The organism is Caballeronia fortuita (assembly GCF_001544835.2).
Taxonomy (GTDB): Bacteria; Pseudomonadota; Gammaproteobacteria; order Burkholderiales; family Burkholderiaceae; genus Caballeronia; species Caballeronia fortuita.
The window spans coordinates 252,838-273,562 of sequence record NZ_FCNX02000008.1 but is presented as its reverse complement, the minus strand read 5'-3'; the positions used below and the strand labels follow the sequence as shown (position 1 = coordinate 273,562).

27 protein-coding genes are annotated in these 20,725 nt (G+C 63.9%); 12 read left to right on the top strand and 15 right to left on the bottom strand.

The genetic code is table 11. The features are described from left to right. Positions 1–35: 35 nt before the first annotated feature. Complete coding sequence (locus tag AWB77_RS17465; RefSeq protein ID WP_244158563.1) at positions 36–434, top strand: hypothetical protein; 399 nt, start codon at positions 36–38, stop codon at positions 432–434. Here the strand turns inward: AWB77_RS17465 and AWB77_RS17460 are convergent, their stop codons facing one another. Next, on the bottom strand, positions 435–1,913 hold the full coding sequence (locus AWB77_RS17460; RefSeq protein WP_061135783.1) for a sensor domain-containing diguanylate cyclase: 1,479 nt from the start codon (positions 1,911–1,913) through the stop codon (positions 435–437). A gap of 289 nt (positions 1,914–2,202) precedes the next feature. Between AWB77_RS17460 and AWB77_RS17455 the strand changes: the two genes are divergently transcribed. The 6 genes from AWB77_RS17455 to AWB77_RS17430 all read left to right on the top strand — a co-directional run bounded on the left by AWB77_RS17455 (position 2,203) and on the right by AWB77_RS17430 (position 6,358). Next, on the top strand, positions 2,203–2,706 hold the full coding sequence (locus tag AWB77_RS17455) for a YbhB/YbcL family Raf kinase inhibitor-like protein (protein WP_061135685.1): 504 nt from the start codon (positions 2,203–2,205) through the stop codon (positions 2,704–2,706). A gap of 91 nt (positions 2,707–2,797) precedes the next feature. Then, positions 2,798–4,165 (top strand): MFS transporter, encoded by a 1,368-nt coding sequence (locus tag AWB77_RS17450; protein WP_061135684.1) that lies wholly within the window; start codon positions 2,798–2,800, stop codon positions 4,163–4,165. Positions 4,166–4,288: 123 nt separating this feature from the next. Next, positions 4,289–4,840 (top strand): type 1 glutamine amidotransferase domain-containing protein, encoded by a 552-nt coding sequence (locus AWB77_RS17445; protein WP_061135683.1) that lies wholly within the window; start codon positions 4,289–4,291, stop codon positions 4,838–4,840. A 25-nt stretch (positions 4,841–4,865) separates the two neighbouring features. Continuing rightward, positions 4,866–5,384: a DUF4142 domain-containing protein gene (locus tag AWB77_RS17440; RefSeq protein ID WP_061135782.1), complete on the top strand. Its 519-nt coding sequence runs from the start codon at positions 4,866–4,868 to the stop codon at positions 5,382–5,384. Between the two features lie 68 nt (positions 5,385–5,452). After that, positions 5,453–5,740 carry a DUF1488 family protein gene (locus AWB77_RS17435; protein WP_208601525.1) on the top strand — a complete coding sequence of 96 codons (288 nt, stop codon included), beginning with the start codon at positions 5,453–5,455 and terminating at the stop codon, positions 5,738–5,740. Positions 5,741–5,785: 45 nt separating this feature from the next. Further along, positions 5,786–6,358 carry a glycine zipper domain-containing protein gene (locus AWB77_RS17430; protein WP_061135681.1) on the top strand — a complete coding sequence of 191 codons (573 nt, stop codon included), beginning with the start codon at positions 5,786–5,788 and terminating at the stop codon, positions 6,356–6,358. Between the two features lie 53 nt (positions 6,359–6,411). Here the strand turns inward: AWB77_RS17430 and AWB77_RS17425 are convergent, their stop codons facing one another. Continuing rightward, on the bottom strand, positions 6,412–6,663 hold the full coding sequence (locus AWB77_RS17425) for a hypothetical protein (protein WP_157694827.1): 252 nt from the start codon (positions 6,661–6,663) through the stop codon (positions 6,412–6,414). Positions 6,664–6,854: 191 nt separating this feature from the next. On the opposite strand from AWB77_RS17425, the gene AWB77_RS17420 reads away from it, so the two are divergent. Further along, positions 6,855–7,307: a PA2169 family four-helix-bundle protein gene (locus tag AWB77_RS17420; protein ID WP_061135679.1), complete on the top strand. Its 453-nt coding sequence runs from the start codon at positions 6,855–6,857 to the stop codon at positions 7,305–7,307. A gap of 114 nt (positions 7,308–7,421) precedes the next feature. Here the strand turns inward: AWB77_RS17420 and AWB77_RS17415 are convergent, their stop codons facing one another. Beyond that, positions 7,422–7,643: a hypothetical protein gene (locus AWB77_RS17415; RefSeq protein WP_061135678.1), complete on the bottom strand. Its 222-nt coding sequence runs from the start codon at positions 7,641–7,643 to the stop codon at positions 7,422–7,424. Positions 7,644–7,967: 324 nt separating this feature from the next. After that, on the bottom strand, positions 7,968–8,309 hold the full coding sequence (locus AWB77_RS17410) for a BON domain-containing protein (protein ID WP_061135677.1): 342 nt from the start codon (positions 8,307–8,309) through the stop codon (positions 7,968–7,970). 452 nt (positions 8,310–8,761) lie between these two features. Here AWB77_RS17410 and AWB77_RS17405 point away from each other — a divergent pair, with 452 nt between their 5' ends. Further along, entirely contained in the window at positions 8,762–10,249 is a 1,488-nt protein-coding gene (locus tag AWB77_RS17405; RefSeq protein ID WP_061135676.1) for an RNA polymerase factor sigma-54, read from the top strand. Positions 10,250–10,360: 111 nt separating this feature from the next. On the opposite strand, the gene AWB77_RS17400 is transcribed toward AWB77_RS17405, so the two are convergent. From AWB77_RS17400 to AWB77_RS17360, 10 genes are all read right to left on the bottom strand, one after another. Next, positions 10,361–11,287, bottom strand: a complete 927-nt coding sequence (locus AWB77_RS17400) for a YihY/virulence factor BrkB family protein (RefSeq protein WP_244158562.1) — start codon at positions 11,285–11,287, stop codon at positions 10,361–10,363. A 107-nt stretch (positions 11,288–11,394) separates the two neighbouring features. Beyond that, positions 11,395–11,757 carry a hypothetical protein gene (locus AWB77_RS17395; RefSeq protein ID WP_061135675.1) on the bottom strand — a complete coding sequence of 121 codons (363 nt, stop codon included), beginning with the start codon at positions 11,755–11,757 and terminating at the stop codon, positions 11,395–11,397. Between the two features lie 135 nt (positions 11,758–11,892). After that, complete coding sequence (otsA, locus tag AWB77_RS17390) at positions 11,893–13,347, bottom strand: alpha,alpha-trehalose-phosphate synthase (UDP-forming) (RefSeq protein ID WP_061135674.1); 1,455 nt, start codon at positions 13,345–13,347, stop codon at positions 11,893–11,895. Positions 13,348–13,538: 191 nt separating this feature from the next. Continuing rightward, positions 13,539–13,775: a hypothetical protein gene (locus tag AWB77_RS17385; RefSeq protein ID WP_061135780.1), complete on the bottom strand. Its 237-nt coding sequence runs from the start codon at positions 13,773–13,775 to the stop codon at positions 13,539–13,541. Between the two features lie 224 nt (positions 13,776–13,999). Continuing rightward, positions 14,000–14,182: a hypothetical protein gene (locus AWB77_RS17380; RefSeq protein WP_061135673.1), complete on the bottom strand. Its 183-nt coding sequence runs from the start codon at positions 14,180–14,182 to the stop codon at positions 14,000–14,002. A 219-nt stretch (positions 14,183–14,401) separates the two neighbouring features. After that, positions 14,402–15,805 (bottom strand): sigma-54-dependent transcriptional regulator, encoded by a 1,404-nt coding sequence (locus AWB77_RS17375; protein WP_061135672.1) that lies wholly within the window; start codon positions 15,803–15,805, stop codon positions 14,402–14,404. A 137-nt stretch (positions 15,806–15,942) separates the two neighbouring features. After that, entirely contained in the window at positions 15,943–16,200 is a 258-nt protein-coding gene (locus tag AWB77_RS35840; RefSeq protein WP_157694826.1) for a hypothetical protein, read from the bottom strand. Further along, entirely contained in the window at positions 16,175–16,411 is a 237-nt protein-coding gene (locus tag AWB77_RS17370; protein WP_061135671.1) for a hypothetical protein, read from the bottom strand. Before AWB77_RS17370 ends, AWB77_RS35840 begins: the two co-directional genes overlap by 26 nt. 69 nt (positions 16,412–16,480) lie before the next feature. Then, complete coding sequence (locus AWB77_RS17365) at positions 16,481–16,798, bottom strand: ElaB/YgaM/YqjD family protein (RefSeq protein ID WP_061135670.1); 318 nt, start codon at positions 16,796–16,798, stop codon at positions 16,481–16,483. 48 nt (positions 16,799–16,846) lie between these two features. After that, positions 16,847–17,206: a hypothetical protein gene (locus AWB77_RS17360; RefSeq protein WP_061135779.1), complete on the bottom strand. Its 360-nt coding sequence runs from the start codon at positions 17,204–17,206 to the stop codon at positions 16,847–16,849. Positions 17,207–17,832: 626 nt separating this feature from the next. Here AWB77_RS17360 and AWB77_RS17355 point away from each other — a divergent pair. The 3 genes from AWB77_RS17355 (at position 17,833) to AWB77_RS17345 (ending at position 20,256) form a co-directional block, all read left to right on the top strand. Further along, on the top strand, positions 17,833–18,900 hold the full coding sequence (locus AWB77_RS17355) for a sigma-54 interaction domain-containing protein (RefSeq protein WP_061135669.1): 1,068 nt from the start codon (positions 17,833–17,835) through the stop codon (positions 18,898–18,900). A 280-nt stretch (positions 18,901–19,180) separates the two neighbouring features. Beyond that, positions 19,181–19,735, top strand: a complete 555-nt coding sequence (locus tag AWB77_RS17350; protein WP_061135668.1) for a hypothetical protein — start codon at positions 19,181–19,183, stop codon at positions 19,733–19,735. Beyond that, the gene (locus AWB77_RS17345; protein ID WP_061135667.1) at positions 19,732–20,256 is read left to right on the top strand and encodes a hypothetical protein; all 525 of its coding nucleotides are present in this window, start codon (positions 19,732–19,734) and stop codon (positions 20,254–20,256) included. Before AWB77_RS17350 ends, AWB77_RS17345 begins: the two co-directional genes overlap by 4 nt. A 59-nt stretch (positions 20,257–20,315) precedes the next feature. On the opposite strand, the gene AWB77_RS17340 is transcribed toward AWB77_RS17345, so the two are convergent. Beyond that, the gene (locus AWB77_RS17340) at positions 20,316–20,717 is read right to left on the bottom strand and encodes a type II toxin-antitoxin system HicB family antitoxin (protein WP_061135666.1); all 402 of its coding nucleotides are present in this window, start codon (positions 20,715–20,717) and stop codon (positions 20,316–20,318) included. Between the last annotated feature and the right edge of the window lie 8 nt (positions 20,718–20,725).

The window sequence follows — 20,725 nt, the reverse complement described above, 5'->3', positions numbered from 1 at the left end:
TAATTTTTTCACCCCACGAACCGGTTCGAAATCACATGCTCAAGCAGCGTCCGATCTTTCTTGTTTCCGCCTTCCTTATCGCATGGAGTCTCGGCGCAAGCGCGCAGAACGCGATGCCGCCGGGCCATCCGTCATCGAAGGAACTGGCCGCCGCCGAGGGCGTGATGACGAGCGCGAATATCGCGCGCGGCGCAGCCGATGTCTGTCATATCGATGCAGCCAAGGTCGCGCGTTTTCGCGACGTCGTTCGCACGAGCTATCCCGATGCGCCCGACTTCGACGCCGAATGGAAGCTCGGTCTCGCGCAGGCGCAACCGACCGTCGATCGTTTCGAGAAGCTGAAGACGAGCAATCCGGCCGAGTACAAAAAGCAGATCGGCGACGCGTGCCCGGCGCTCGATCGCGGCATCGACGAAGTCACGCACGCACAGTAATTACGCGTTGTCGCCGTCGTAGTGCGCGCGCTTTTCGGCGTACATCGCGGCGTCGGCGCGCTGCAGCATCGGCTCCAGACGCTCCCCCTCGTGCGCCGTGGCCGCGCCGATCGCGAACGAAAGCGGATTGCCCGAATAGAACTGGTTGTTCACTTCGAGCAACTGGCGAATGCTTTCGATGACCGTCTCGCCGCCGCGCTCGTCCGTGCCGGGCAAGAGCACCATGAACTCGTCGCCGCCGATGCGCGCCGCCTGATACGGCTTCTCCACCGCCTTGCCGAGCACCTCGCCCGCGCGTCGCAGGAGCGCATCGCCGGCGGCGTGGCCGAGTTGATCGTTGATGGCCTTCAGCCCGTTCACGTCGATGGCGATCGCCGTCACCGGGAACGGGCCCTTGCGTTCGAGGCGATTGATTTCGTCGATATAAAACGAGCGGTTCTTGAGCTTCGTGAGCACGTCGTGCTTGCCGAGGAATTCCAGATACGCTTCGGCTTTCTTGCGCGCGGTGATATCCGTCAGCGCGACGAGTACGAGATCCCAGCGCGCCTCGTGTCCCGGAAATACCGAGAACTGCAGATGCACGTGCACCTCGTGACCTTCGAGCGAGTAGTTGAGCACTTCGCGCTGCTGAAAGAGCTTGCCGTCCCACAGATCGATGAGCTGTTCCTGGAAGTACTGCTGCATGTCGTCGCGGAACACGTCGGGCAGGCGCGAGAGGAGCGTCGCCTTGGTCGGCGCGGCGAACATGCGCAGCGTGTGCTGATTTACGTCGAGGACGTGGATCTCCTGCATGCAGCGTTCGACGAACTCCGGATGCACGTTCGTGAACGTGCGAAAGTCGACGATCCCGCGCTCGCGCACATCGTCGAGCAGCGCCTTCACGGAACTGAAATCCTCGACCCACAGCGACACCGGCGAATGCTCGAAAAGCCCGCGCGCATAGAGCTCGCTCGCGGCGGCCGTGCGGCGCATCGCTTCGAGTTCGGTGATGTCCTCGATCGTGACGAGCACGCGGCTCCATGTGTCCTCGTGTCCCGGCAGGATGACCGCCTTGAGCAGCACGTCGAGACGCTTGCCGTCGAGCGTGTAGTTCACCGTCTGACTGACGAAGCGCGACTTGCCCGACCACAGTTGCTCGAGTTCGTCGACGTGCGTGGTGAGCATGTCGTCGCGAAAGACGCGATCGAGGTTCTGCACGAGATGATCGACGTCCTTCGCGTGAAAGAGCGACAGCGTGCGCCGATTCACCTTCACGACACGAATGCGCGACGAACATTCGGCGACGCGCGCCGGCTGCTCCGCGAGAAACGCGCGCAGATCGGCGACGCCCGCCGCTCGCCAGCGCTCGAACTGCTCGCGCACGGCGCTGAAGTCCTCGAGCCAGAGCGAGACGGGCGCGAGTTCGAACATGTCGGCATCGTCCTCCGGCACGCTCGCCGGCATGAATTGACCGGCAGCGCGGCGCGGGTCGTTTGGCATGGTCATCCTCGTGGCGCGAGCCGGCTCAAAATGGGGTCTAGGATTTCGTCTCATTATTGTAGCGCGGGTCATATTTGCGGGACCGGATCGTTGAGGCGGTCATTCCGTCCAGCGGCATTTGCGCCGATGCCGGATATCAGGGGCGGATGCTAAACTCGACTCGCTTGTCGCTGGCGCGCGGGCACGTTTGCTGCACCGCCTCACTGAGGCGCGCGACACCGACACCACGCAGTCCGATGCGCTGTGCCGCATCCATCCAACATCGCAATAAAAAGGAGGCACGACTTCCATGGCTGACTTCCGCATCTGGTCCGACGAATTTCCGGCGAATGGCTACATGACCCGCGCTCAGGAATTCGACCAGCAAGCCTTCGGCGTCTCGGGCGAAAACATTTCCCCGGCGCTTCAATGGGACGCCCCGCCCGCCGAAACGCGCAGTCTCGCGCTCACCGTCTACGATCCCGACGCGCCCACGGGCAGCGGTTTCTGGCACTGGATCGTCGTCAACATTCCGCCCGATGTGCGCTCGCTGCCGCGCAACGCCGGCCGCGCCGACGGCAGCCTGCTGCCTCAAGGCGCGCTGCAGCTTCGCAACGACTACGGCACGGTCGGCTTCGGCGGTGCGGCGCCGCCGCGTGGCGACAAGCCGCATCGCTATATCTTCCGCATTCACGCGCTCTCCGCCGAAAGCCTGCCGCTCGACGGCAACGTGACGAACGCAGTCGCGCGCTTCATGACGCATCTCAACGAGATCGATTCGGCGACCTACACCGGTCTCTACGAGCTGAAGTAAGCTCGTGCGCGGCGCGGCCCACCGCGCCAACCGCAAGCGATTCGAAAACGGCGCATGGTACGTTGCGCCGCCCGCCACTTCATGCCCATCGATGGACTCAGATAAAGGTCTGCCGCTGCCCCAGCGATACTGGGCCATTGCCGTCGTCGCGCTCGGCATCACGCTCGCGGTGCTCGACGGCGCCATCGCCAACGTCGCGCTGCCGACCATCGCGCGCACGCTGAACGCCGCGCCCGCCGACTCCATCTGGATCGTCAACGCGTATCAGCTCACGATCACCATTTCGCTTCTGCCGCTCGCCTCGCTCGGCGATCGCATCGGCTACCGGCGCGTGTACATGACGGGGCTCGCGCTCTTCACGGTGTCGTCGTTCGCCTGCGCGCTGTCGGGCTCGCTCGCAACGCTGACCCTCACGCGCATCGCGCAGGGCTTCGGCGCGGCGGGCATCATGAGCGTGAACACGGCGCTCGTGCGCATCATCTATCCGCAAAATCAGCTCGGGCGCGGCGTGTCGATCAACGCGACGGTCGTCGCCATTTCATCGGTGATCGGACCGACAGTCGCATCCGGTGTGCTTTCCGTTGCGACATGGCCGTGGCTCTTCGCGATCAACGTGCCCATCGGCATCGCGGCGTTCGCGATCGGCTGGAACTCGATGCCGCGCACGCCGGGACATCGTCAGCCGTACGACTACATCAGCGCGATCATGAACGCGCTCTTCTTCGGCATCGCGATCGTCGCGGTCGATGGCATCGGGCACGGCGAGCATCGGCCGTATCTCGTCGGGGAAATCATCGCGACGGCGGTCATCGGCTATTTCTTCGTGAAGCGCCAACTCACGCAAAGCGCGCCGCTCCTGCCCGTGGATCTGTTGCGCATTCCGGTGTTCGCGTTGTCGGTCGGGGCGTCGGTGTGTTCGTTCTGCGCGCAGATGCTGGCGTTCGTTTCGCTGCCGTTTCTGCTGCAGGACAACCTCGGCATGAGTCAGGTCGAGACTGGCTTTCTGATGACGCCGTGGCCGCTCGTCATCGTGTTCGTCGCGCCGCTCGCGGGCGTGCTCGCGGACCGGTATCCGGCGGGCCTCCTGGGCGGCATCGGGCTGGCGATATTGACCGCCGGCCTCGTGCTGCTCGCGAGCGTCGGCGCGCATCCGACCGCGCTCGATATCGCATGGCGCATGGCCGTCTGCGGGCTCGGCTTCGGCTTGTTCCAGTCGCCCAATAATCGTCAGATGCTCGCTTCCGCGCCGCGTCATCGCAGCGGCGGCGCGAGCGGCATGCTCGGCACCGCGCGCCTCACGGGACAGACGCTCGGCGCCGCGCTTGTCGCGCTGATCTTCGGCGTCGCGCCGAAGCAAGGCCCGGTCATCGCCATCGCGGTCGCGGCCGTGTTTGCCGCGGCGGCCGCAATCGTCAGCGTGCTGCGTCTGACGGGCAAACGCAGCGTCGAGCCGGCCTGATTCGCACCTGATCCCCACTTGATTTCCACTCGCTGGGCACAGCCTTTGCTGAAACTTCGACCGAGGATTGCGCACGCGCCAGCGTGCGGAATCAGTTCGAAATCAGCAACCAGGAGTGTGTAGATGGCCATTTCTCTCAACGGCTGCAAGGTCGCGATTCTCGCCGTCGATGGCTTCGAGCAGGCAGAGCTCGTCGAGCCGCAACGCGCGCTCAAGGACGCGGGCGCGCAGGTCGACGTGATCTCCCAAAAGCCCGGTCAGATTCAAGGTTTCAAGCATGTCGACAAGGGCGATAAGGTCGATGTCGACGTCACGCTCGACACCGCGAACGCCGCCGAATACGACGCGCTCGTTTTGCCCGGCGGCGTCGTCAATGGCGATGCGATACGTCTCGATACGAAAGCCCAGAGCTTCGTCAAGGAAGCCGATCGCGCGAAGAAGCCGATCGCGGTGATCTGCCACGGCGGCTGGCTGCCGATCTCGGCGGGCATCGTAGCTGGCCGCACGATGACGAGCTGGCCGAGCCTGCAGGACGACGTGCGCAACGCGGGCGGCACGTGGGTCGATCAGGAAGTGCAGATCGACGGCAACCTCATCACGAGCCGCAAGCCCGACGATATTCCTGCATTCAACCAGGCGCTCATCGAAGCGCTCGGCCGCGCACGTGCCGCCTGAAGCGCATCCCACGGGAGCGAGGCCGATGCCGAGATCGCCGAAAACCTTGATTGCGTTGTGGCTGACGGCGGCGGGCGCGTTCGCGCATGCGCAGACGCCAGGCGAGAAACTTTCTCCGGTCGACCAGCAGTTCATACAGGACGCGGGTCAGGCGGGCGCAACCGAACTCGCGGCGAGCAAACTCGCGCTCACGCACGCCGCCGACCGGCAGGTGCGCGAGTTTGCGCAGCGCATGATCGTCGATCACACGAAGCTCGCCCGCAATCTCGACGTGCTCGCGAAACGGCACGGCATGACCGCGCCGCCCTCCGCCGATACGGCCGTGGTCGGCAGCCTGCAAAATCTCCAGGGTGCGGAGTTCGACAAAGCCTATATTGAAAAGGTAGCCGTGGACGGGCATCGCAAGGCCGTCGAACTGTTCAGGAAAGAAAGCGAAAGCGGCAACGACACCGCGCTGAAGGCAGCGGCGGCGAAGGCGTTGCCGGTCATCAGCCATCACTACGAGATGGCGCAGCAGCTCGCAAAAACGAAGGCGGCGTCATGAGGATCGCGCACGCCGCCGGCCGCGCCGCATTTCATTGCGCTCCCCGTCCCGCTTATGAGGACTCGACCATGCACATCACGTTTGCGGACGAAGCCCCGGTGTTCGACGGCGACGATCTCGCGATTCATTTCGCCGCGCTCATCGACGGCGAGCCGGTTGTCTGTTCGATCACCGCCGAGGCGCTCGAAGACCACTTTGGCGCGAAGTCTCCGCGCGAGGACGATCTGCTCGAAGCCTACGAGCGCGGCGCCGCGCGCATCCGCGCGGTATGCGCCGAAGTGCTCGACGACAACGGCGGCCAGCCCGCCGTCCTGAGAAGCGGATTGTTCCGCGTCGCCGGTCTCGAACCGGAGTGACCCGATCGACGCCATCCACGCAACTCAAGCTAATAAGGAGCGAACATGTCCCTGATCATCGCGGGCCGGTTTCAGACCTTTCGCGCAGCCGAAACGGCGGCGCAAAAGCTATTCGCGCGCGGCTTCCTGGAAGAAGACGTGACGCTCTTCTTCGTCAATCCGAGCGGGCAGCACGCGCGCCATCCGATCGGCGGCGACGTCGCCACCGATGCCGGCGCGCGCGCCGCGCCCAAAGGCGCGGGCAAGGGCGTGACGATCGGCGCGGTCGTGGGCGCGGTCATTGGCGCGGCGATTTTCGCGGTGTTCAAGGCGCCGCTGCTCGTCTCGGTGATCGCGGCGGGCGTCGGGGCTTATGTAGGATCGCTCGTCGGCGCGATGTCGCATACGAAGAAGCCGCAAGACGCCGCGCAAGCCGAGGAGCCCGCGCGTCATGCAGGCGTGCTGGTGGCCGTGCACGTGGCCCCCGAGACGCAGGAACAGGCGGCAGCGACGCTGCGCGAGGAAGGCGGCATGGATATCGAGCGCGCGTCGGGGCGCTGGCAGCAAGGCCGCTGGAGCGACTTCGATCCGTTGCAGCCGCCGAAACCCGTGCGCGAGTTCGCCCAGACGCGCGCCTGATCCGACGTTGCAGTTTTCGATAGAAATGCCCGCGACATGCGGGCGTTTGTTTTTCAAACCCAGGACGCGTGCGCGCGCTGCGGGCGCATATCAGTGCTGATGCCGCAATCGGCGGGCAAAACGCGCAATTTCGCGGGATCGGCTGCTGGCGGTTCGCAGATGCGTCCGTGGTCCAGGCGCGCGGCGTGCTCGTTTTGCGCCGCTGTATCGACGCTGTGTTGACGGATTTGCAAGGTCAATGCCGAGGCGGCGATCGCCACCAGTACCAAAAACTCGCGATGCGCGAGCCGGTTGAAAATATTCACTGCGTTCTCCTGTTGCCCGTGCGCGAGTCTCGGTTCGGACACGCGCTGTATTGCGATGCCAGGCAGCAAGGCATGTGCCGCTTTTCGGCCTATCCGGGCACGCTGCGTGCGTACTGGAACGGCGAGCGGCATTCCCGTATGGGGCTGCAAGCTTCAAACTCGGCAACGTCGAAACTAAAAGGAGGTGTCATATGAGCACGAATGTCGTATCGGTACTCAACGATCTGGTCGAAACCTCGAAGGACGGAGAAAAGGGCTTCCTCAAGGCCGCCGAGGACACGCGCGATCCAAGCCTCAAGCTGCTGTTTCAGAACCGCGCCCAGAAGTGCGCGGAAGGTGCGCGCGAATTGCAGGACATCGTCGCTCGGCTGGGCGGCAAGCCCGAAACCGGCGGCTCGGTCGCGGGCGCGCTGCATCGCGGATGGGTCGACGTGAAATCGGCCGTGAGCGGCCATAGCGATCACGCCATTCTCGCCGAATGCGAGCGTGGCGAAGATGCCGCCAAGAAGAACTATCGCGAGGCGCTCGACAAGGATCTGCCCGCCGATGTCCGCGCGGTTGTCGAACGTCAGTATCAAGGTGTGCTGGAGAATCACGACCGCATCCGCGATCTGCGCGATCAATACGCAGCCGCGAAGTCGTGATGCGGTTAAACGCGCGGCCACTTGAACGCCGCGCAAAAGAAGAACGGCCGCGTGAAGCGGCCGTTTGTCCGTCGGGCAATCGCGCGTATGCGCGACATGCGCGATGAAAGCGCGTTACTGCGGCTGGCCCTTGTCGTTCGTGCCGAGCGCCGAAGCCGCCGCCGCAGCCGATGCGCCATGCAGCTTGTGCGCCTTGTTCTGCTGATGCAGATTGGTGCCCTTCTGCTTCTTCGCCGTCGGCGCCGAGGCGGCCGCATCGGAAGCGGCCTGTGCGAACGCCGTCGTCGAGAACGCCAGCGCCAGCGCGCCGATCAATGCCATCTTTTTCGTCTTCATGAAGAGCTCCTTTTTGCCGGGGCCTCTGAACGCCGGGCTACTGCGCATTCGTGAGCCGCCTGTGTAAGTGCCAGCCTGAACGGCCGTACTCGTTTTTTAAGTTTCGAAGTGCTGCGAGGTGTTGCGCACTGCGTGAAGCGTCATGCGAAAAGCTGCGACTGAAACATCGGGCGATGCAGCGCGAACCCGGTGCCTCCATGCGAGAACCCGCGCTTCGTCCGACTCCTCGCCGATGAGGCGAATCATCGAACCCCGCGCGGGTCCCGTACTGCCGACATTCAACCGCGGCCCGCCATGGCGAAGCCGGGCATACGAACTATGCCATTACTTGGCGGCAATTTTAAGATGGTTCTTCACGGAAGCAACACCCGACACATTCGAGACGACTTCCTCGGCGGCGGTCTTGTCTTCCGCCGACGGCACCGTTCCCGTCAGCGAGACGATGCCCGCGCGCGTCTTCACGTGGATGTGCGTGGACTTGACGTTCTTCGCGCCGAGCAGTTCGGCCTTCACCTTCGTCGTGATCGCGCTGTCGTCGACCTTCTGCCCGACGGACGTGTCGGTACCTTTCGTCGACGACGCCGAATTGGTCTGCGCGCCGACATTGAGCGCGAACACCACACACGCGATACCGCCGGCTGCCTTCAGGATTTGAGTCGTCTTCATGGCAATACTCCCAATTTTTTCGTTTGTGGTCTGGCGCGTGTTCGCGCTTTCTCGCGCTCGACACGGCTTTTCGATGACGTCCGCGCCGTAGCACGCGGATCGTGACGGTCCTACCGCAACTTGCGTGCCGGGTCGATCGGAATGCCGCTCACGGAACTCCAGCACCGCGCGGAAAGCACCGCGTGGCAAGGCCTTCGTGCGTCGCCGAACAAATCTTCGACGCCGGTTCGAGGCGCTTCCTGCGTGCCCTCTGCATCGCCGGAAACCCGCGGCGGTTTTGTCTGAGCGCGTGTAAAAACTGCGTGAAAGAAGCCTCCGGAAGGCGACAAAACGTGCGAGCCGCGGAGAGAAAAGGCAGTCGCGGCGCGAGCTTAGCGAACGCTGGCACGACCGTTGCTTTAATGATTCAAAACCTGCCCATCACATCCAGAACAATCGAGGATTAGCACGCAATGCCGCCTACACTCGAACTCCGTGCGAAGCAAACGCTCGCACTTACACCGCGTCTTCAGCAATCGGTCCGTCTCCTGCAACTTTCGTCGCTGGAGTTTCAGCAGGAATTGCGCAACGCACTGGATACCAATCCCTTTCTCGAATACGACGAGTCGCAAACCGAGGACAATGCGCTCGGCGCCGATAACGGCAGTTCCATGAGCGACTCGACGCTCTCGACCAGTTCCGACACCGCCGCCGAGACGCCGCTCGCGCCCGAGAGCGGTATGGAAAGCGAGCAAAGCGTCGATGCCGGTTCGCGCGACGATTCCATCAGCGAATTCTCCTCCGATCCGTTCGGCCGCACCGGCACGCGCAACAACGGCGATGGCGAGGGCTCCGATCCCGCCGACTGGGTCCGCATCGAGCCTTCGTTGCACGAAACGCTCCACGACGCGTTGCGCCTCTATCAATTGAACGAACGCGATCGCGCCATTGCGCAACTCATCATCGAGGCGCTGGACGACGACGGCTATCTGCGCCAGGAATTGAGCGAGCTCGCGAACGTCGTCGAAATCGAGCCGGCACTGCACGAAGACGAACTCAATATCGCGCTGAAGCTCGTGCAGTCGCTCGACAAGCCGGGCGTCGGCGCGCGCAATCTGTCGGAATGTCTCACGCTGCAACTCGAAGCGCTCGACGAAGAAACGCCGGGGCGCGCCGTCGCGCTCGAGATCGTCGCGCATCATCTGGAGCGTCTCGCGCGCCGTGAGCAGGCCGAACTTCAGAAGAAGATCGGCTGCACGGCCGACGAACTGCGCATCGCGTGCGCGCTCGTGCGCCGTCTCGATCCGAAGCCCGGCGAGAACTACGGTTCGAGCGAAGACAACTATGTCGTGCCGGACGTGATCGTGCGTCAGGTTAAGAAGCAATGGGTCGTGACGATCAATCCGGCCGTGCTGCCACGCGCGCGCATTCATCGCATGTACGCGGAATTGTTCGCGCAGTCGGCGGGCGCGAGCCGCTCGCCGCTCGCGCAGCAGTTGCAGGAAGCGCGCTGGCTGATCCGCAACGCGCAGCAGCGCTTCACGACGATTCAGCGCGTGGCCGAATGCATCGTGTCCCATCAGAAGGCGTTCTTCGACTACGGCGAAATCGCGCTGAAGCCGCTCGTGCTCCGCGATGTCGCCGATGAACTCGGCCTGCATGAATCGACCATCTCGCGCGCAACGGGCAACAAGTACATGGCCACGCCGCGCGGCATCTTCGAGTTCAAGCACTTCTTCCCGCGCGAACTGTCGACGGAAAGCGGCGGCACGTGCTCGGCCGCGGCCGTGCGCGCGCTGCTGAAGGAAATGATCTCGAAGGAAAACACGCGCGATCCGCTCTCCGACGTGAGCCTCGCGAAGATGCTCGCCGATCAGGGCGTGATCGTCGCGCGCCGCACGGTGGCGAAGTATCGGCATCTGATGAAGGTGCCGCCGGCGGAATTGCGCCGTCAGGCGTAACGCTTTAACGCGCAAGGCGCTCGGCGACGACCCGGTCAAGCGAGGCGCCTGAGCGGCATGTGCGTAACCGAAGGCCGTCCGTTCGCGGACGGCCTCTTTTTTTGCCGGCGCTCAACGCCATCCCGACGCGCGATGCGTGCGCTTTCTCGCCGCCGTCGCCGACAGCTCCGCGCCGAGGAGAAACACGGCCGCCGAGTAATAGAGCCACATGAGGATGATCGCGAGCGAGCCGGCCGCGCCAAACATGTTCGCCATGCCCGCATGGGCGAGATAGAACGCGAAGAGACGCTTGCCCGCTTCGAAGAGCATCGCGGCGGCGGCGGCGCCGAGCGCGGCATCGCGCCAGAGCATGCGCGTCGTCGGCAGGAATTTAAGCAGTACGGTGAACGCGACCATCAGCACGCCGAGCGATATCGCGCGCCGCGTGAGTCCGGACAGCACGACGAACGGGCTGCCGTCGCCGAGCACCCAATGCCCGAGTATCTCGACGAGCGCATCGAGCACAAGCAGCAACGCGACGAGCACGCCCGAGCCGACCACGAGCCCGAACGACATCAGCCGCACGCGCAGCAGCGTCACGATGCTCTCGCGCGCGCTCACAGCAGGCGTCGGCCAGATGACGTTGAGCGCGCTATGCAGCGATGAAAACGTCGCCGACGCACCGATCAGCACGCCCGCGATCGACAGGATCGCCGTGCTGCGCGCAATATCGGCGTGCCACGCGTTCGCGACGATCGCTTCCAGCGCGTGCGCCGCATCGATGCCGACGACGCCGCTGATCTCCGCGAAGAGGCGGCCCTGGACGGCCTCGGCGCCGAAGAAGACGCTCGCCACCGCGATCACGATGACGAGCGTCGGCGCGAGCGAAAACGCAGCGAAAAACGCGATCGCCGCCGAAAACATTAAGCAATGGTCCTGCGACCATTGCGTGACCGGATCGACAATCCACGACAGCCAGCCGAAGCGCGACGTGCGCCCCGAAGCGACGGGCGCGGATTGAGAGGCGGAGACGTCCTGATCCATCGTGAGGGTGAGCATGACCGGAAGCGATATCCGAAGATGTTAGCCCGCCATGCGACGCGCGTGTAAAAAGCGGCGCGTCCCTTTCGGAGCGCGCCGCTTTCGGTCTTGCATGCCGCGATGCGTCAGGAACGTTCGGCGTCCGGGTCGGCGTCGAGATCGGCGTTAGCGTCTTCGTCGGCGAGGCCGCGCGTTTCGTCCTCGATTTCATCGGGGAGAATGTCGGCGTCGGTTTCGAGATTGTTGTCGCCATCCGCCGATGCGGCCTCGCCCGTGCCGAAGCGATCTGTATCGCTGTTCAGTTCGGCTTCCGACTGGCCGAGCGCGTGGGCGTCGAGTTCGTCCTCGATATCGCCTGGATAGCGCTTTTCGCCCTGCACGTCCGATCCGCTATCGGACGAATCGCTCGGGCCGAGCGCGCCGGTGCCGTGCCCCTTGCCGTATTCCGCGCCGTCGTCTTCCGGCGGGTTCAATGTGCTTCCGCTCATCGTGACCTCCTTGGTTCGTGTCGACGATGAATCCGCAAGACGCGTTCCGCGAACGCGACATCCGGCGGCGCATGAAAAAAAACCCCGCGCTTCTTTCGAAACGCGGGGCTGTCTTCGAAGTGCTTCGCGTGGACTTCAGGCTTTCGCCGCCGGACGCTTGGCTTCGCTTGCGCCCTGCTTCACCGTCTTAACGGTTTTCTCCGTCACGGAGGCCGCCGTCGCGACGCTGCGCAGATCCGACAGGAACGAATCGCGCCAGACCGAGAGATTGTTCTCGCGCAGCGGCGCCATCATGTCGGCGTGACGCGACTGACGCTCGGCGAGCGGCATCGACAGTGCGCGCTCCAGCGCCTCGGACATCTGCGAGAGATCGAACGGATTGACGACGAGCGCGCCCGGCAACTGATCCGCCGCGCCCGCGAACTGCGACAGCACGAGCGCACCTGGATCGGCCGGATCCTGCGACGCGACATATTCCTTCGCGACGAGATTCATGCCATCGCGCAAAGGCGTCACGTAACCGACCTGCGAGAGCCGGAACAGCGCCATCAGCAGATTGCGTTCGTACTTGCGGTTGAGGTATTGAATCGGCGTCCAGTCGAGCTGCGCGAAACGCCCGTTGATGCGTCCCGCCTCGCCTTCCAGATTCTGGCGAATGCGCTGATAGGTCTGCACGTCCGAGCGCGTCGGCGGCGCGATCTGCACGAGCGACACGCGGCCGTGCCAGCCCGGCGCGTTCAGCAAAAGCCGCTCGAACGCCTGGAAGCGCTCGACGAGACCCTTCGAGTAATCGAGGCGATCGACGCTCATGATGAGCTTGCGGCCGCGCATGCTGTCGCGCAGGCTTTTCACCTGCTTGCGGTTGGCGAACTGCTCGGCGGCCTTTGCGATGGCGTCCGGATAGATGCCGATCGGATACGCGCCGACCTTCAGCATGCGGCCGAAGGCCTGCAACATGCCGTCGTCGTCGTTATAGTGGCCGCGGCTCGTGCGCTCGACGTAATCGATGAACGATTGCTTGTCGGCGTCCGTCTGAAAGCCGACGACATCGTATTGACACATCGCCGCAATCAGTTCCTCGTGCGGTGGCACGGTGCGCATGATCTCGGGCACCGGAAACGGAATGTGCAGAAAGAAGCCGATCGGATTCGAGACGCCGAGCTTGCGCAGTTCCTGGGCGAACGGGAGCATGTGATAGTCATGCACCCAGATGATGTCGTCGGGCTTGAGCATCGACTTCAGCTTTGCCGCGAGACTCGCATTGACGCGCATGTAGCCCGCGTATTCCTCGCGGTCGAAGCGCGACAGGTCATTGCGATAGTGAAATGTCGGCCACAGCGTGGCGTTGGAGAACCCTCGGTAATACTGGTCGTAATCGCGGCGTGTCAGCCCCACGGTCGCGTAGGTCACCATTCCATTGGTTTCCACGACCGGCGCGCCCGCTTCGCCGACGATCTCGCCGCTCCAGCCGAACCACACGCCCCCCGTCTCCTTGAGCGCGTCCAGCACGCCGATCGCAAGGCCGCCCGCACTGGGCTTGCCTTCCTGGATCGGGGCGACGCGATTCGATACCACGATCAATCTGCTCATTACAGCATCACCTCATCAGTTGTCGTTGCATGCTCGAATTGGCGATTAAGGGTATGCAAAACCTGTGCCGTTTTGGCGTCTTTCGCGAACGAAAATTAGTATGGAGATGTTACGGACGAACGAAAACACGCGACGATCGCGCGTCGCGTAGAAATTTTTCTTCTTATGTCGGGTGCCGCGGCCGGCCGGAATCACGCGTCCTGCTCGGAGCCCAGGTCGCGCTGATAGTCGATTCCTTCTCGTCGAACGCCACCCTGATTGTGCTCGCCATCGGGCGGAGCGCCAGGCGCGGGGCGGTTCTGGGCGGCGGGATCGTGAACGGCGGGCGGTGCGGACGCGCTTTGCGGGCCGGCGTTCTTGGCCGCTTCGGCGCGCGCTTCGCGCTTGGATGAATGACGCGCGGAGCGTCGGAGTGCGGGATGCCTCATAGTGCCTCCAGAGAAGAAGGCCGTCGCGATAGTGACGTCGGCGGCGTCGGACCGATGCGCTACGAAGAGCGCGGCTTCAGAAAAAACGACCGGCGACATAGCATGTCGCCGGTCATTATTGCGTCTTTCGTTGTAATCCCTACGTCTCGGATGGCAACTTATTCAAACCTTGCACGAATTCTGGGCATGTCCAACGTTTGCAAAACCTGCTGCCGCTGGCCGTATCAGTAGACATGCGGCGTATCGCCCGGTCCCGGCGGCGGATCGCCAATCGGCTGCGACGGCGGCGTCGGCGGCTCACGCGTCGGGTCCGGGTTCGTGTCGGGCGGAATCGGCGTGGGCGGCGGCTGATCGGGCGGCGTCACCGGCGGGTCGGCCGGTTGCGGCGTCTGGGCTTCGATTGTCATGACGGGCTCCTTGCGGTCTTGTGATCGTAGTTTCTCGATCCGCACGGCACGCGGGCGCGGCGCGGATGCCTTCGATCGACAGCAAGGTGCGTTCCCCTCGGACACATCGGCATGGCACCCTTCCGCCACATTATCGGCGCAGAAAACGCCGCTGCCAATGAAAAACGCCTGCGGATTTCAAAGCCGCAGGCGTGTATTTCGTCTAAAGATAAGCGACGTTCAGTGATTTTCGCTGTCTGAATCGCTCATCTCGCCGCCTTCGCCGACCGCGGCCTTGTTCGCATCCTCACCGTACTCGACAAGCCGGTTGTAGAGCGTTTTCAGGCTGATGCCGAGGATTTCCGCGGCGCGCGTCTTCACGCCGCCGCACTGGTCGAGCGTCGCAAGGATGAGCTGCCGATCTGCCTGCGCGAGCGACGTGCCGAACGGGATCGTCACCGCCGTGCCGGCCGACGGCTTCGACAGCGAAATCTGCAGCGGCACGGTCGCGGTGCTGTCCGAATCCGACGCCGACATGATGTACGCGCGCTGCACGTAGTTCTTTAGTTCGCGCACGTTGCCGGGCCAGTTGTACGAGGCCAGCATTTCCCGCACGGCCGGCGGGAAGTCCTTCTTCGTGTTGTACCGGGCGTTCAGTTCGTCGAGGAACGCCTGGCCGAGCAGTTCGACATCCTTGCCGCGTTCTCGCAGCGGCGGCAGGTTGATCGGGAACACGTTGAGACGGTGATAGAGGTCGAGGCGCAGCTTGCCTTCGAGCACGGCCTGTTCGGGATCGCGGTTGGTCGCGGCGATCAGGCGCACGTCCGTCTCGATTTCCTTGGTCGTCCCGACGCGCATGAACATGCCCGTCTCCAGCACGCGAAGCAGCTTCACCTGAAGCTCGATCGGCATTTCGGTGATTTCGTCGAGAAACAGCGTGCCGCCGTTCGCGCGTTCGAAATAACCCTTGTGCTGGCGGTCCGCGCCCGTGAACGAGCCGCGCTCGTGGCCGAACATTTCCGATTCGATCAGATTCGGCGAGATCGCGCCGCAGTTCACCGCGATGAACGAATGCTTGCGGCGCAGCGACAGCTCGTGCAGCGTCTGCGCGGCGACTTCCTTGCCGGTGCCCGATTCGCCGATGAGCAGCACCGACGCCGCCGTCGGCGCGACGCGGCCGATCTGGTCGTAGACGGTCTGCATCGCGGGCGAATTGCCGAGCATCAGCCCGAAGCGGCCCATGCGGCGCAACTCGCCGCGCAAGGTGCCGATTTCCGCTTTCAGGTCGCCGGCGCGCGGCAGGCGCGACAGGATGGCCTTGACGCGCTGCATGTTGATCGGCTTGACGAGATAGTCCGCCGCGCCCATCTTGAGCGCACTGACGGCGGATTCGACCGTCGCGTGACCGGTAATGACGATGAACTCGACGCCCGAACGCGGGTCGAGATCCTCGAACAGATCGACGCCCGTGCCGTCGGGCAGCTTGAGATCGGTGAACACGACGTCCGGCGTCTGCCGAACGAGCTGGATACGCGCCTCGCGCAGATCGCCGGCGGTGGCCGTCGTCAATCCATCTTCGCCGATGATCGCGGCTAGCGCCTCGCGGGTACTGGGATCGTCATCGACAATCAATACATGTGGCATTGCGTTTGGAGTTCTTCCTAAGCGTTTCAGGGTCACACGCCGGATGGCGGCGTGGTCTTCTCCGCACGGCAAGGACGCCGCGCGGGCCGGTGCGCTCCGCGGTCAAGGCCGATCAGCGCAAGGAAGGCTGACCAGCGTCACGCAAAATGCGCGAAAAAGAAAATAATTTCCGATGCCGCACGCTTGGATTCGACACGGCGTAAGTTTTTCCATTTAGGCAACTTATGGCCGATGTTTCGCTGATTATAAGCGTTTATCAAGATGAAAACGCACGCTGGTATCAGCGTGCGTTTCATTGGTCGCATCATTAGAATGCCCCGCGCCCGTTGGCTCGTCTGGATGACGATCCGGAAGCGACGCAGTTCCGATTCAGCTTCGCGGAAAATGCCACGCATCGGCGCTGCCGCCGACCGTACCGTGGCCGTTCACCGGATGCGCCCTGGCGCCAGTCGACGGCGTGAGCACCTTGCCGCCCTCGTCCTCCCAGCGATTCAAGTCGCGCGCGGTGCGCCGCCCGGCCGCGTCCTGCGCTTGCACCCACTTCCATGCGAGAACGCCGCCTAACGCAAACAGCGCGCCGAAAACTCCGATCGAAGGCCGTGCCATGTGTGTTCTCTCCCATCGTCAAGAAGTTCGCCGCCAACGTTCGATCGACGGCCACCGCAATGCGGCCAGTCAGCGGGAAACCAGAAGCCCCACCAGAAACCCGACGCCCGCCGCAATGCCGAGCGACTGCCACGGATTGTCCTTCACATACTTCTCGGTGCAATCGACGCTCGCGCGATAGCGGCTTTGCGCACTCGCCTGCGCATCTTCGAGCGCGCCGCGCGCCGAATCGACGTGATCGCGCAGACGCGCACGTAACGCATCGACACCTTCGCCCGGCAGCGTCGCCGACAAGCGGAGCAATTCTTCCGAATCGTTCAGCAATACCTTGATGTCTTCGATGATCTTCTGCTTGCCCAACGCAAGCTGGACAGTCGTCTGACTCATGAAATGTGGTCCTCGCCCAGGTGGGTTGATCTGCATGCGCTTGCGCGCTCAGCGCGTTTCGGCGACCGGTACGCCGCCAACGGGCAGCCGACCGCTCGTCGCGATCCGCGCGCGCAGGCTGCGCACGACGCCGCTGGCCATCAACGCGCCGCCCATTGCGCCGAACACGAAGCTCGTCACGTTGGCGGCCCGCGCGAGCGCCGGCGTGCCTGCCGCATAGCCTAGCACCGCACACATCAGCGCGGTCACGAGCGCGACGGCGGCCCAGTGATAGATGTCGATCGGCTCGCCGGCCGCGAGTTCCGGGCGATCTCCCGCCGAAGCCGAACCGCGTCGCGCACGGTCCGGCCGCGTGGGGCTCGTGCGCGGATGTGCGGCGGCCCCGTCGATTGTGAAGAAGTCTTCCATGATGCGTTTGCCTCTCTCGCCCATCCTCGTGTGTGCGCCCCGGACGCAGTGTCCGCCGGCGAACTTTCGAATAAGAGTCACGATGATTGAGATGTATGCAGCTTTCGTGCCACCGCCATCGGGCTGGACCGCAAGGCATGCATTCGGTGCAAGGCACGCGGACGACGCGTGGTGATCGGGTAAGTATTACGCCGTGCGCTTGTAAATTTCGGCGTGTAAAGGAGAACCTTTCCGCATTTTGGGCGAATGGCAGCGGAGGTCTCGCGCCATTCAGACAAAATGCGCCGTGCCGCCGCCCGCGCATTGCCGCAATGTCGTTGCGAATGGTTAAATAGCGTTTATGAGATAGGCTCGTTTGCAACGATCCGGCGCTGCGCAAGTGTCCGGTGCGGACGATGCCCGACCGACGCTCAACCAGGTATAGCGGCTCGCGGGAAACGCGCGAGCACACGGGCAGCGCGCACGGGCGCGTCATCTGCCGATGCGCGCGGTCACATACGGTTGCGCCGTCCGCGCGCACCGCGCCAGGCCGACGGCACCCCGCGATATCCGGCAAAGCTCGGCAATACCCGCGCGGGCCGCCGCCCGCCCACCACATACGCAGAACTCAGGAACGATCAGGACACATGGCGTCAACCGATCTGGATCCGCCGCCCACCGCGGTCGGCGATACACCCGCGCAACGAAAGCGCAACACGGGAGAAGTGCCGGGCCTGAAGGCTTATGGGCTGCTCTACGGCTCGTCGCCTGTGATGCAGGAGCTGTACGCGCAAATCGAGCGCGTCGCCGCAACCGATGCGACCGCGCTCATCATCGGCGAGTCGGGCACCGGCAAGGAACTCGTCGCCCGGACGATCCACGATCACAGCGCCCGCAAGGCCGCGCCGTTCATCGCGGTGAACTGCGGTGCGATTCCCGACAATCTGATCGAGGCCGAGCTGTTCGGTCATGAGAAAGGCAGCTTCACGGGCGCGGTGCAGGGACGTATCGGCTACTTCGAGCACGCGAATGGCGGCACGCTCTTCCTCGACGAAGTGACCGAGATGTCGCCGGTGCGGCAGGTCAAGCTGCTGCGGGCGCTGGAGACGGGCACGTTCTTTCGCGTCGGCGGCAACGATCTCATCAGCTCGGACGTGCGCGTGATCGCGGCGACCAACCGTGATCCCGTTGCGGCCGTCAAGGAGAACGGCTTGCGCGAGGATCTGATGTATCGCCTCGCCGTCTTTCCGCTGCGTGCGCCGCCCTTGCGCGAGCGCGACTCGGACCGCGAACTGCTCGCGCAGCATTTCCTTTCGGAGATGAACGCGCAGGAAGGCACGAGCAAGGTCTTCAGCAAACGCGCGCTCGACGTGCTGCGCACGTATTCGTGGCCGGGCAACGTGCGCGAACTGAAGAACACGGTTTATCGCGCGTTCATTCTCGCCGAGAAAACCGTGGAGATCGCGCATCCGCATCTCGCATCGCGCGTGAAGAAGCCCGTCACGCAAGGCGATGCGATGAACGTCTGGGTCGGCACGCCCCTCGCCGATGCGCAGAAGCAGATCATTCTTGGCACGCTCAAGCATTGCGGCGGCGACAAGCGGCGCGCCGCGAAGGCGCTCGGCGTGAGTCTGAAGACCTTGTACAACCGCCTCGGCGCTTACGAGAACGAAGACACGGAAGGCGGCGAGGCAACGCCGGGCAGCGAGAACTAAGGCGATATCCGTTTATCTCCAGAAGGATCGTGAAGCGAGCGCGCATGGCCGCGCTCGCTTTTTTTTGCGCCTATCGATTTGCGGACCGAAACGTGCTTCTGTCGCTTGCAAATTTTTGCAATTTTCTCAAAGCGGTAATTAGAAGCATGCTTCAAAATGCGCGCAGCGCTGCCGCTCGCGCATTGCCGGGCGGCACGTTGAGGGCCAAACCTCAAGAAGATTCGAGCTTCTCGAACCCGGGAACGCAAGCGCCGGGAAACGAAACAAGAAGGAAAGCAACATGCAGATCAGGGTTCATCGGCGCGGACCGCGCGCTGCCGCGCTTGCCGCAATCGTCTCAAGCGCGATCGCTTGTGCGAGCCTGAGCGGATGCAACTCGCTCTACAGTGAAGGCGCGACGGCCGGCGCCGGTATCGCGGGCGCGGCGGTGGCCAACAGCGTCACGAGCAACGCCGCGGTGGCAACGGGCATCGGCCTGGGCGCCGTCGCCGCGGCGCGCGCAGGCGTGCAATACACGCAGCGCGTCGCGCACACCAGCACGCAGGATTCGATCGCAACCGTGGCGGGGCCGCTTGCCGTCGGCGCCGTCGCGCCGTGGAAGTCGGTGCATTCGGTGCCGATCGAAGAGGACGAGAAAGGCCGCGTGACCGTGAGCCGCACGATCAGCAGCGGCGTGCTGGAATGCAAGGAAATCGTGTTCTCCGTCGATCGCGACGCCACCAAAAATCGCCCCGCCGACAGCGCGTTCTACGTCGCTTCCGTCTGCCGCGACGGCGACAAGTGGAAGTGGGCCTCCGCCGAACCGGCGACGCCGCGTTGGGGCTCGCTGCAATGACGCTGTCTCTCGACGTACCTCTGGCGCTGCGTCTCGGACTGATCGCCGCCGGTGCCGCCGCATGCGTGTCGATGAGCGGTTGCGCATCGATCGGCGCGGCGGCGGGCGCGACGGCCGGCATCGCAACGGGCGCGTTCACGACCAATCCCGCGATCGGGCTCGGCGTCGGCATCGCGGTGCAGGCCGCCACCGACGAAGCCGTCAAGCGCGTGACCAAGTCGCTGCATCAGGATCAGCAGGTGATGATCGCGGTGACGGCGGGCATGTCGCAGGTCGGCGAAACGCGGCCGTGGAAGGTCAAGCACACGCTGCCGGTCGAAAACGGTCATGGCGACGTGCGCGTGCTGCGCGAGTTCGGCAGCGCGCTCGCGACCTGCAAGGAGTTCGCGTTCTCGGTCGTCGATGGCGACGATGCGAAAGCGCCCGCCGAATGGTTCGTCGCGACGGCTTGCCAGCAGACGGATGGCTGGAAGTGGGCGTCGGCCGAGCCCGCGGTCGAGCGATGGGGCAACCTGCAGTAGGTTTCCCGCAATGAACGATTCAAGCGCGGCGCTCTTTACGGGCGCCGCGCTTTTTCGTTTCAGCCGTTGGCGATCGCTTCGAGCGCAACGCGCGCGAGGAAGCCGCTGCGCGTTTCGTGGCGCGCTTCGACGTAGCTGTCGATCTTGTGCAGCACGAAGCGCGGCAGGCTGATATTGATGCGCTCGGGGCGCGAGTCGAGTTTGGACAGATCGACTTCGACATAGGCCCAGATTGCGCCGGCGAAGTCGGAATCGACAATCAATTCCTCGATGCTCCTCGACTGGATATCCACTTCCCCGCCGTCTTCAACGATCGTCTCGATGTGAAAGAAGATAGCTTCCCGGGCGTTCTGAATCGCTTCGTCGATCGTATCGCCGGCCGAAAACACGCCGGGCACGTTAGGTACCGTCACGCCGTAGCAGCTGTCGGGATCCTTGTGAATGGCGAGCGCAAATTCCATTTCTAACT

Excerpts from the sequence above, each read along its gene's own strand:
- AWB77_RS17465 (WP_244158563.1), top strand. The coding sequence starts at position 36 with ATGCTCAAGCAGCGTCCGATCTTTCTTGTTTCCGCCTTCCTTATCGCA.
- AWB77_RS17460 (WP_061135783.1), bottom strand. The coding sequence starts at position 1,913 with ATGCCAAACGACCCGCGCCGCGCTGCCGGTCAATTCATGCCGGCGAGC.
- AWB77_RS17455 (WP_061135685.1), top strand. The coding sequence starts at position 2,203 with ATGGCTGACTTCCGCATCTGGTCCGACGAATTTCCGGCGAATGGCTAC.
- AWB77_RS17450 (WP_061135684.1), top strand. The coding sequence starts at position 2,798 with ATGGACTCAGATAAAGGTCTGCCGCTGCCCCAGCGATACTGGGCCATT.
- AWB77_RS17445 (WP_061135683.1), top strand. The coding sequence starts at position 4,289 with ATGGCCATTTCTCTCAACGGCTGCAAGGTCGCGATTCTCGCCGTCGAT.
- AWB77_RS17440 (WP_061135782.1), top strand. The coding sequence starts at position 4,866 with ATGCCGAGATCGCCGAAAACCTTGATTGCGTTGTGGCTGACGGCGGCG.
- AWB77_RS17435 (WP_208601525.1), top strand. The coding sequence starts at position 5,453 with ATGCACATCACGTTTGCGGACGAAGCCCCGGTGTTCGACGGCGACGAT.
- AWB77_RS17430 (WP_061135681.1), top strand. The coding sequence starts at position 5,786 with ATGTCCCTGATCATCGCGGGCCGGTTTCAGACCTTTCGCGCAGCCGAA.
- AWB77_RS17420 (WP_061135679.1), top strand. The coding sequence starts at position 6,855 with ATGAGCACGAATGTCGTATCGGTACTCAACGATCTGGTCGAAACCTCG.
- AWB77_RS17415 (WP_061135678.1), bottom strand. The coding sequence starts at position 7,643 with ATGAAGACGAAAAAGATGGCATTGATCGGCGCGCTGGCGCTGGCGTTC.
- AWB77_RS17410 (WP_061135677.1), bottom strand. The coding sequence starts at position 8,309 with ATGAAGACGACTCAAATCCTGAAGGCAGCCGGCGGTATCGCGTGTGTG.
- AWB77_RS17405 (WP_061135676.1), top strand. The coding sequence starts at position 8,762 with ATGCCGCCTACACTCGAACTCCGTGCGAAGCAAACGCTCGCACTTACA.
- AWB77_RS17400 (WP_244158562.1), bottom strand. The coding sequence starts at position 11,287 with ATGCTCACCCTCACGATGGATCAGGACGTCTCCGCCTCTCAATCCGCG.
- AWB77_RS17395 (WP_061135675.1), bottom strand. The coding sequence starts at position 11,757 with ATGAGCGGAAGCACATTGAACCCGCCGGAAGACGACGGCGCGGAATAC.
- otsA (WP_061135674.1), bottom strand. The coding sequence starts at position 13,347 with ATGAGCAGATTGATCGTGGTATCGAATCGCGTCGCCCCGATCCAGGAA.
- AWB77_RS17385 (WP_061135780.1), bottom strand. The coding sequence starts at position 13,775 with ATGAGGCATCCCGCACTCCGACGCTCCGCGCGTCATTCATCCAAGCGC.
- AWB77_RS17380 (WP_061135673.1), bottom strand. The coding sequence starts at position 14,182 with ATGACAATCGAAGCCCAGACGCCGCAACCGGCCGACCCGCCGGTGACG.
- AWB77_RS17375 (WP_061135672.1), bottom strand. The coding sequence starts at position 15,805 with ATGCCACATGTATTGATTGTCGATGACGATCCCAGTACCCGCGAGGCG.
- AWB77_RS35840 (WP_157694826.1), bottom strand. The coding sequence starts at position 16,200 with ATGCGTGGCATTTTCCGCGAAGCTGAATCGGAACTGCGTCGCTTCCGG.
- AWB77_RS17370 (WP_061135671.1), bottom strand. The coding sequence starts at position 16,411 with ATGGCACGGCCTTCGATCGGAGTTTTCGGCGCGCTGTTTGCGTTAGGC.
- AWB77_RS17365 (WP_061135670.1), bottom strand. The coding sequence starts at position 16,798 with ATGAGTCAGACGACTGTCCAGCTTGCGTTGGGCAAGCAGAAGATCATC.
- AWB77_RS17360 (WP_061135779.1), bottom strand. The coding sequence starts at position 17,206 with ATGGAAGACTTCTTCACAATCGACGGGGCCGCCGCACATCCGCGCACG.
- AWB77_RS17355 (WP_061135669.1), top strand. The coding sequence starts at position 17,833 with ATGGCGTCAACCGATCTGGATCCGCCGCCCACCGCGGTCGGCGATACA.
- AWB77_RS17350 (WP_061135668.1), top strand. The coding sequence starts at position 19,181 with ATGCAGATCAGGGTTCATCGGCGCGGACCGCGCGCTGCCGCGCTTGCC.
- AWB77_RS17345 (WP_061135667.1), top strand. The coding sequence starts at position 19,732 with ATGACGCTGTCTCTCGACGTACCTCTGGCGCTGCGTCTCGGACTGATC.
- AWB77_RS17340 (WP_061135666.1), bottom strand. The coding sequence starts at position 20,717 with ATGGAATTTGCGCTCGCCATTCACAAGGATCCCGACAGCTGCTACGGC.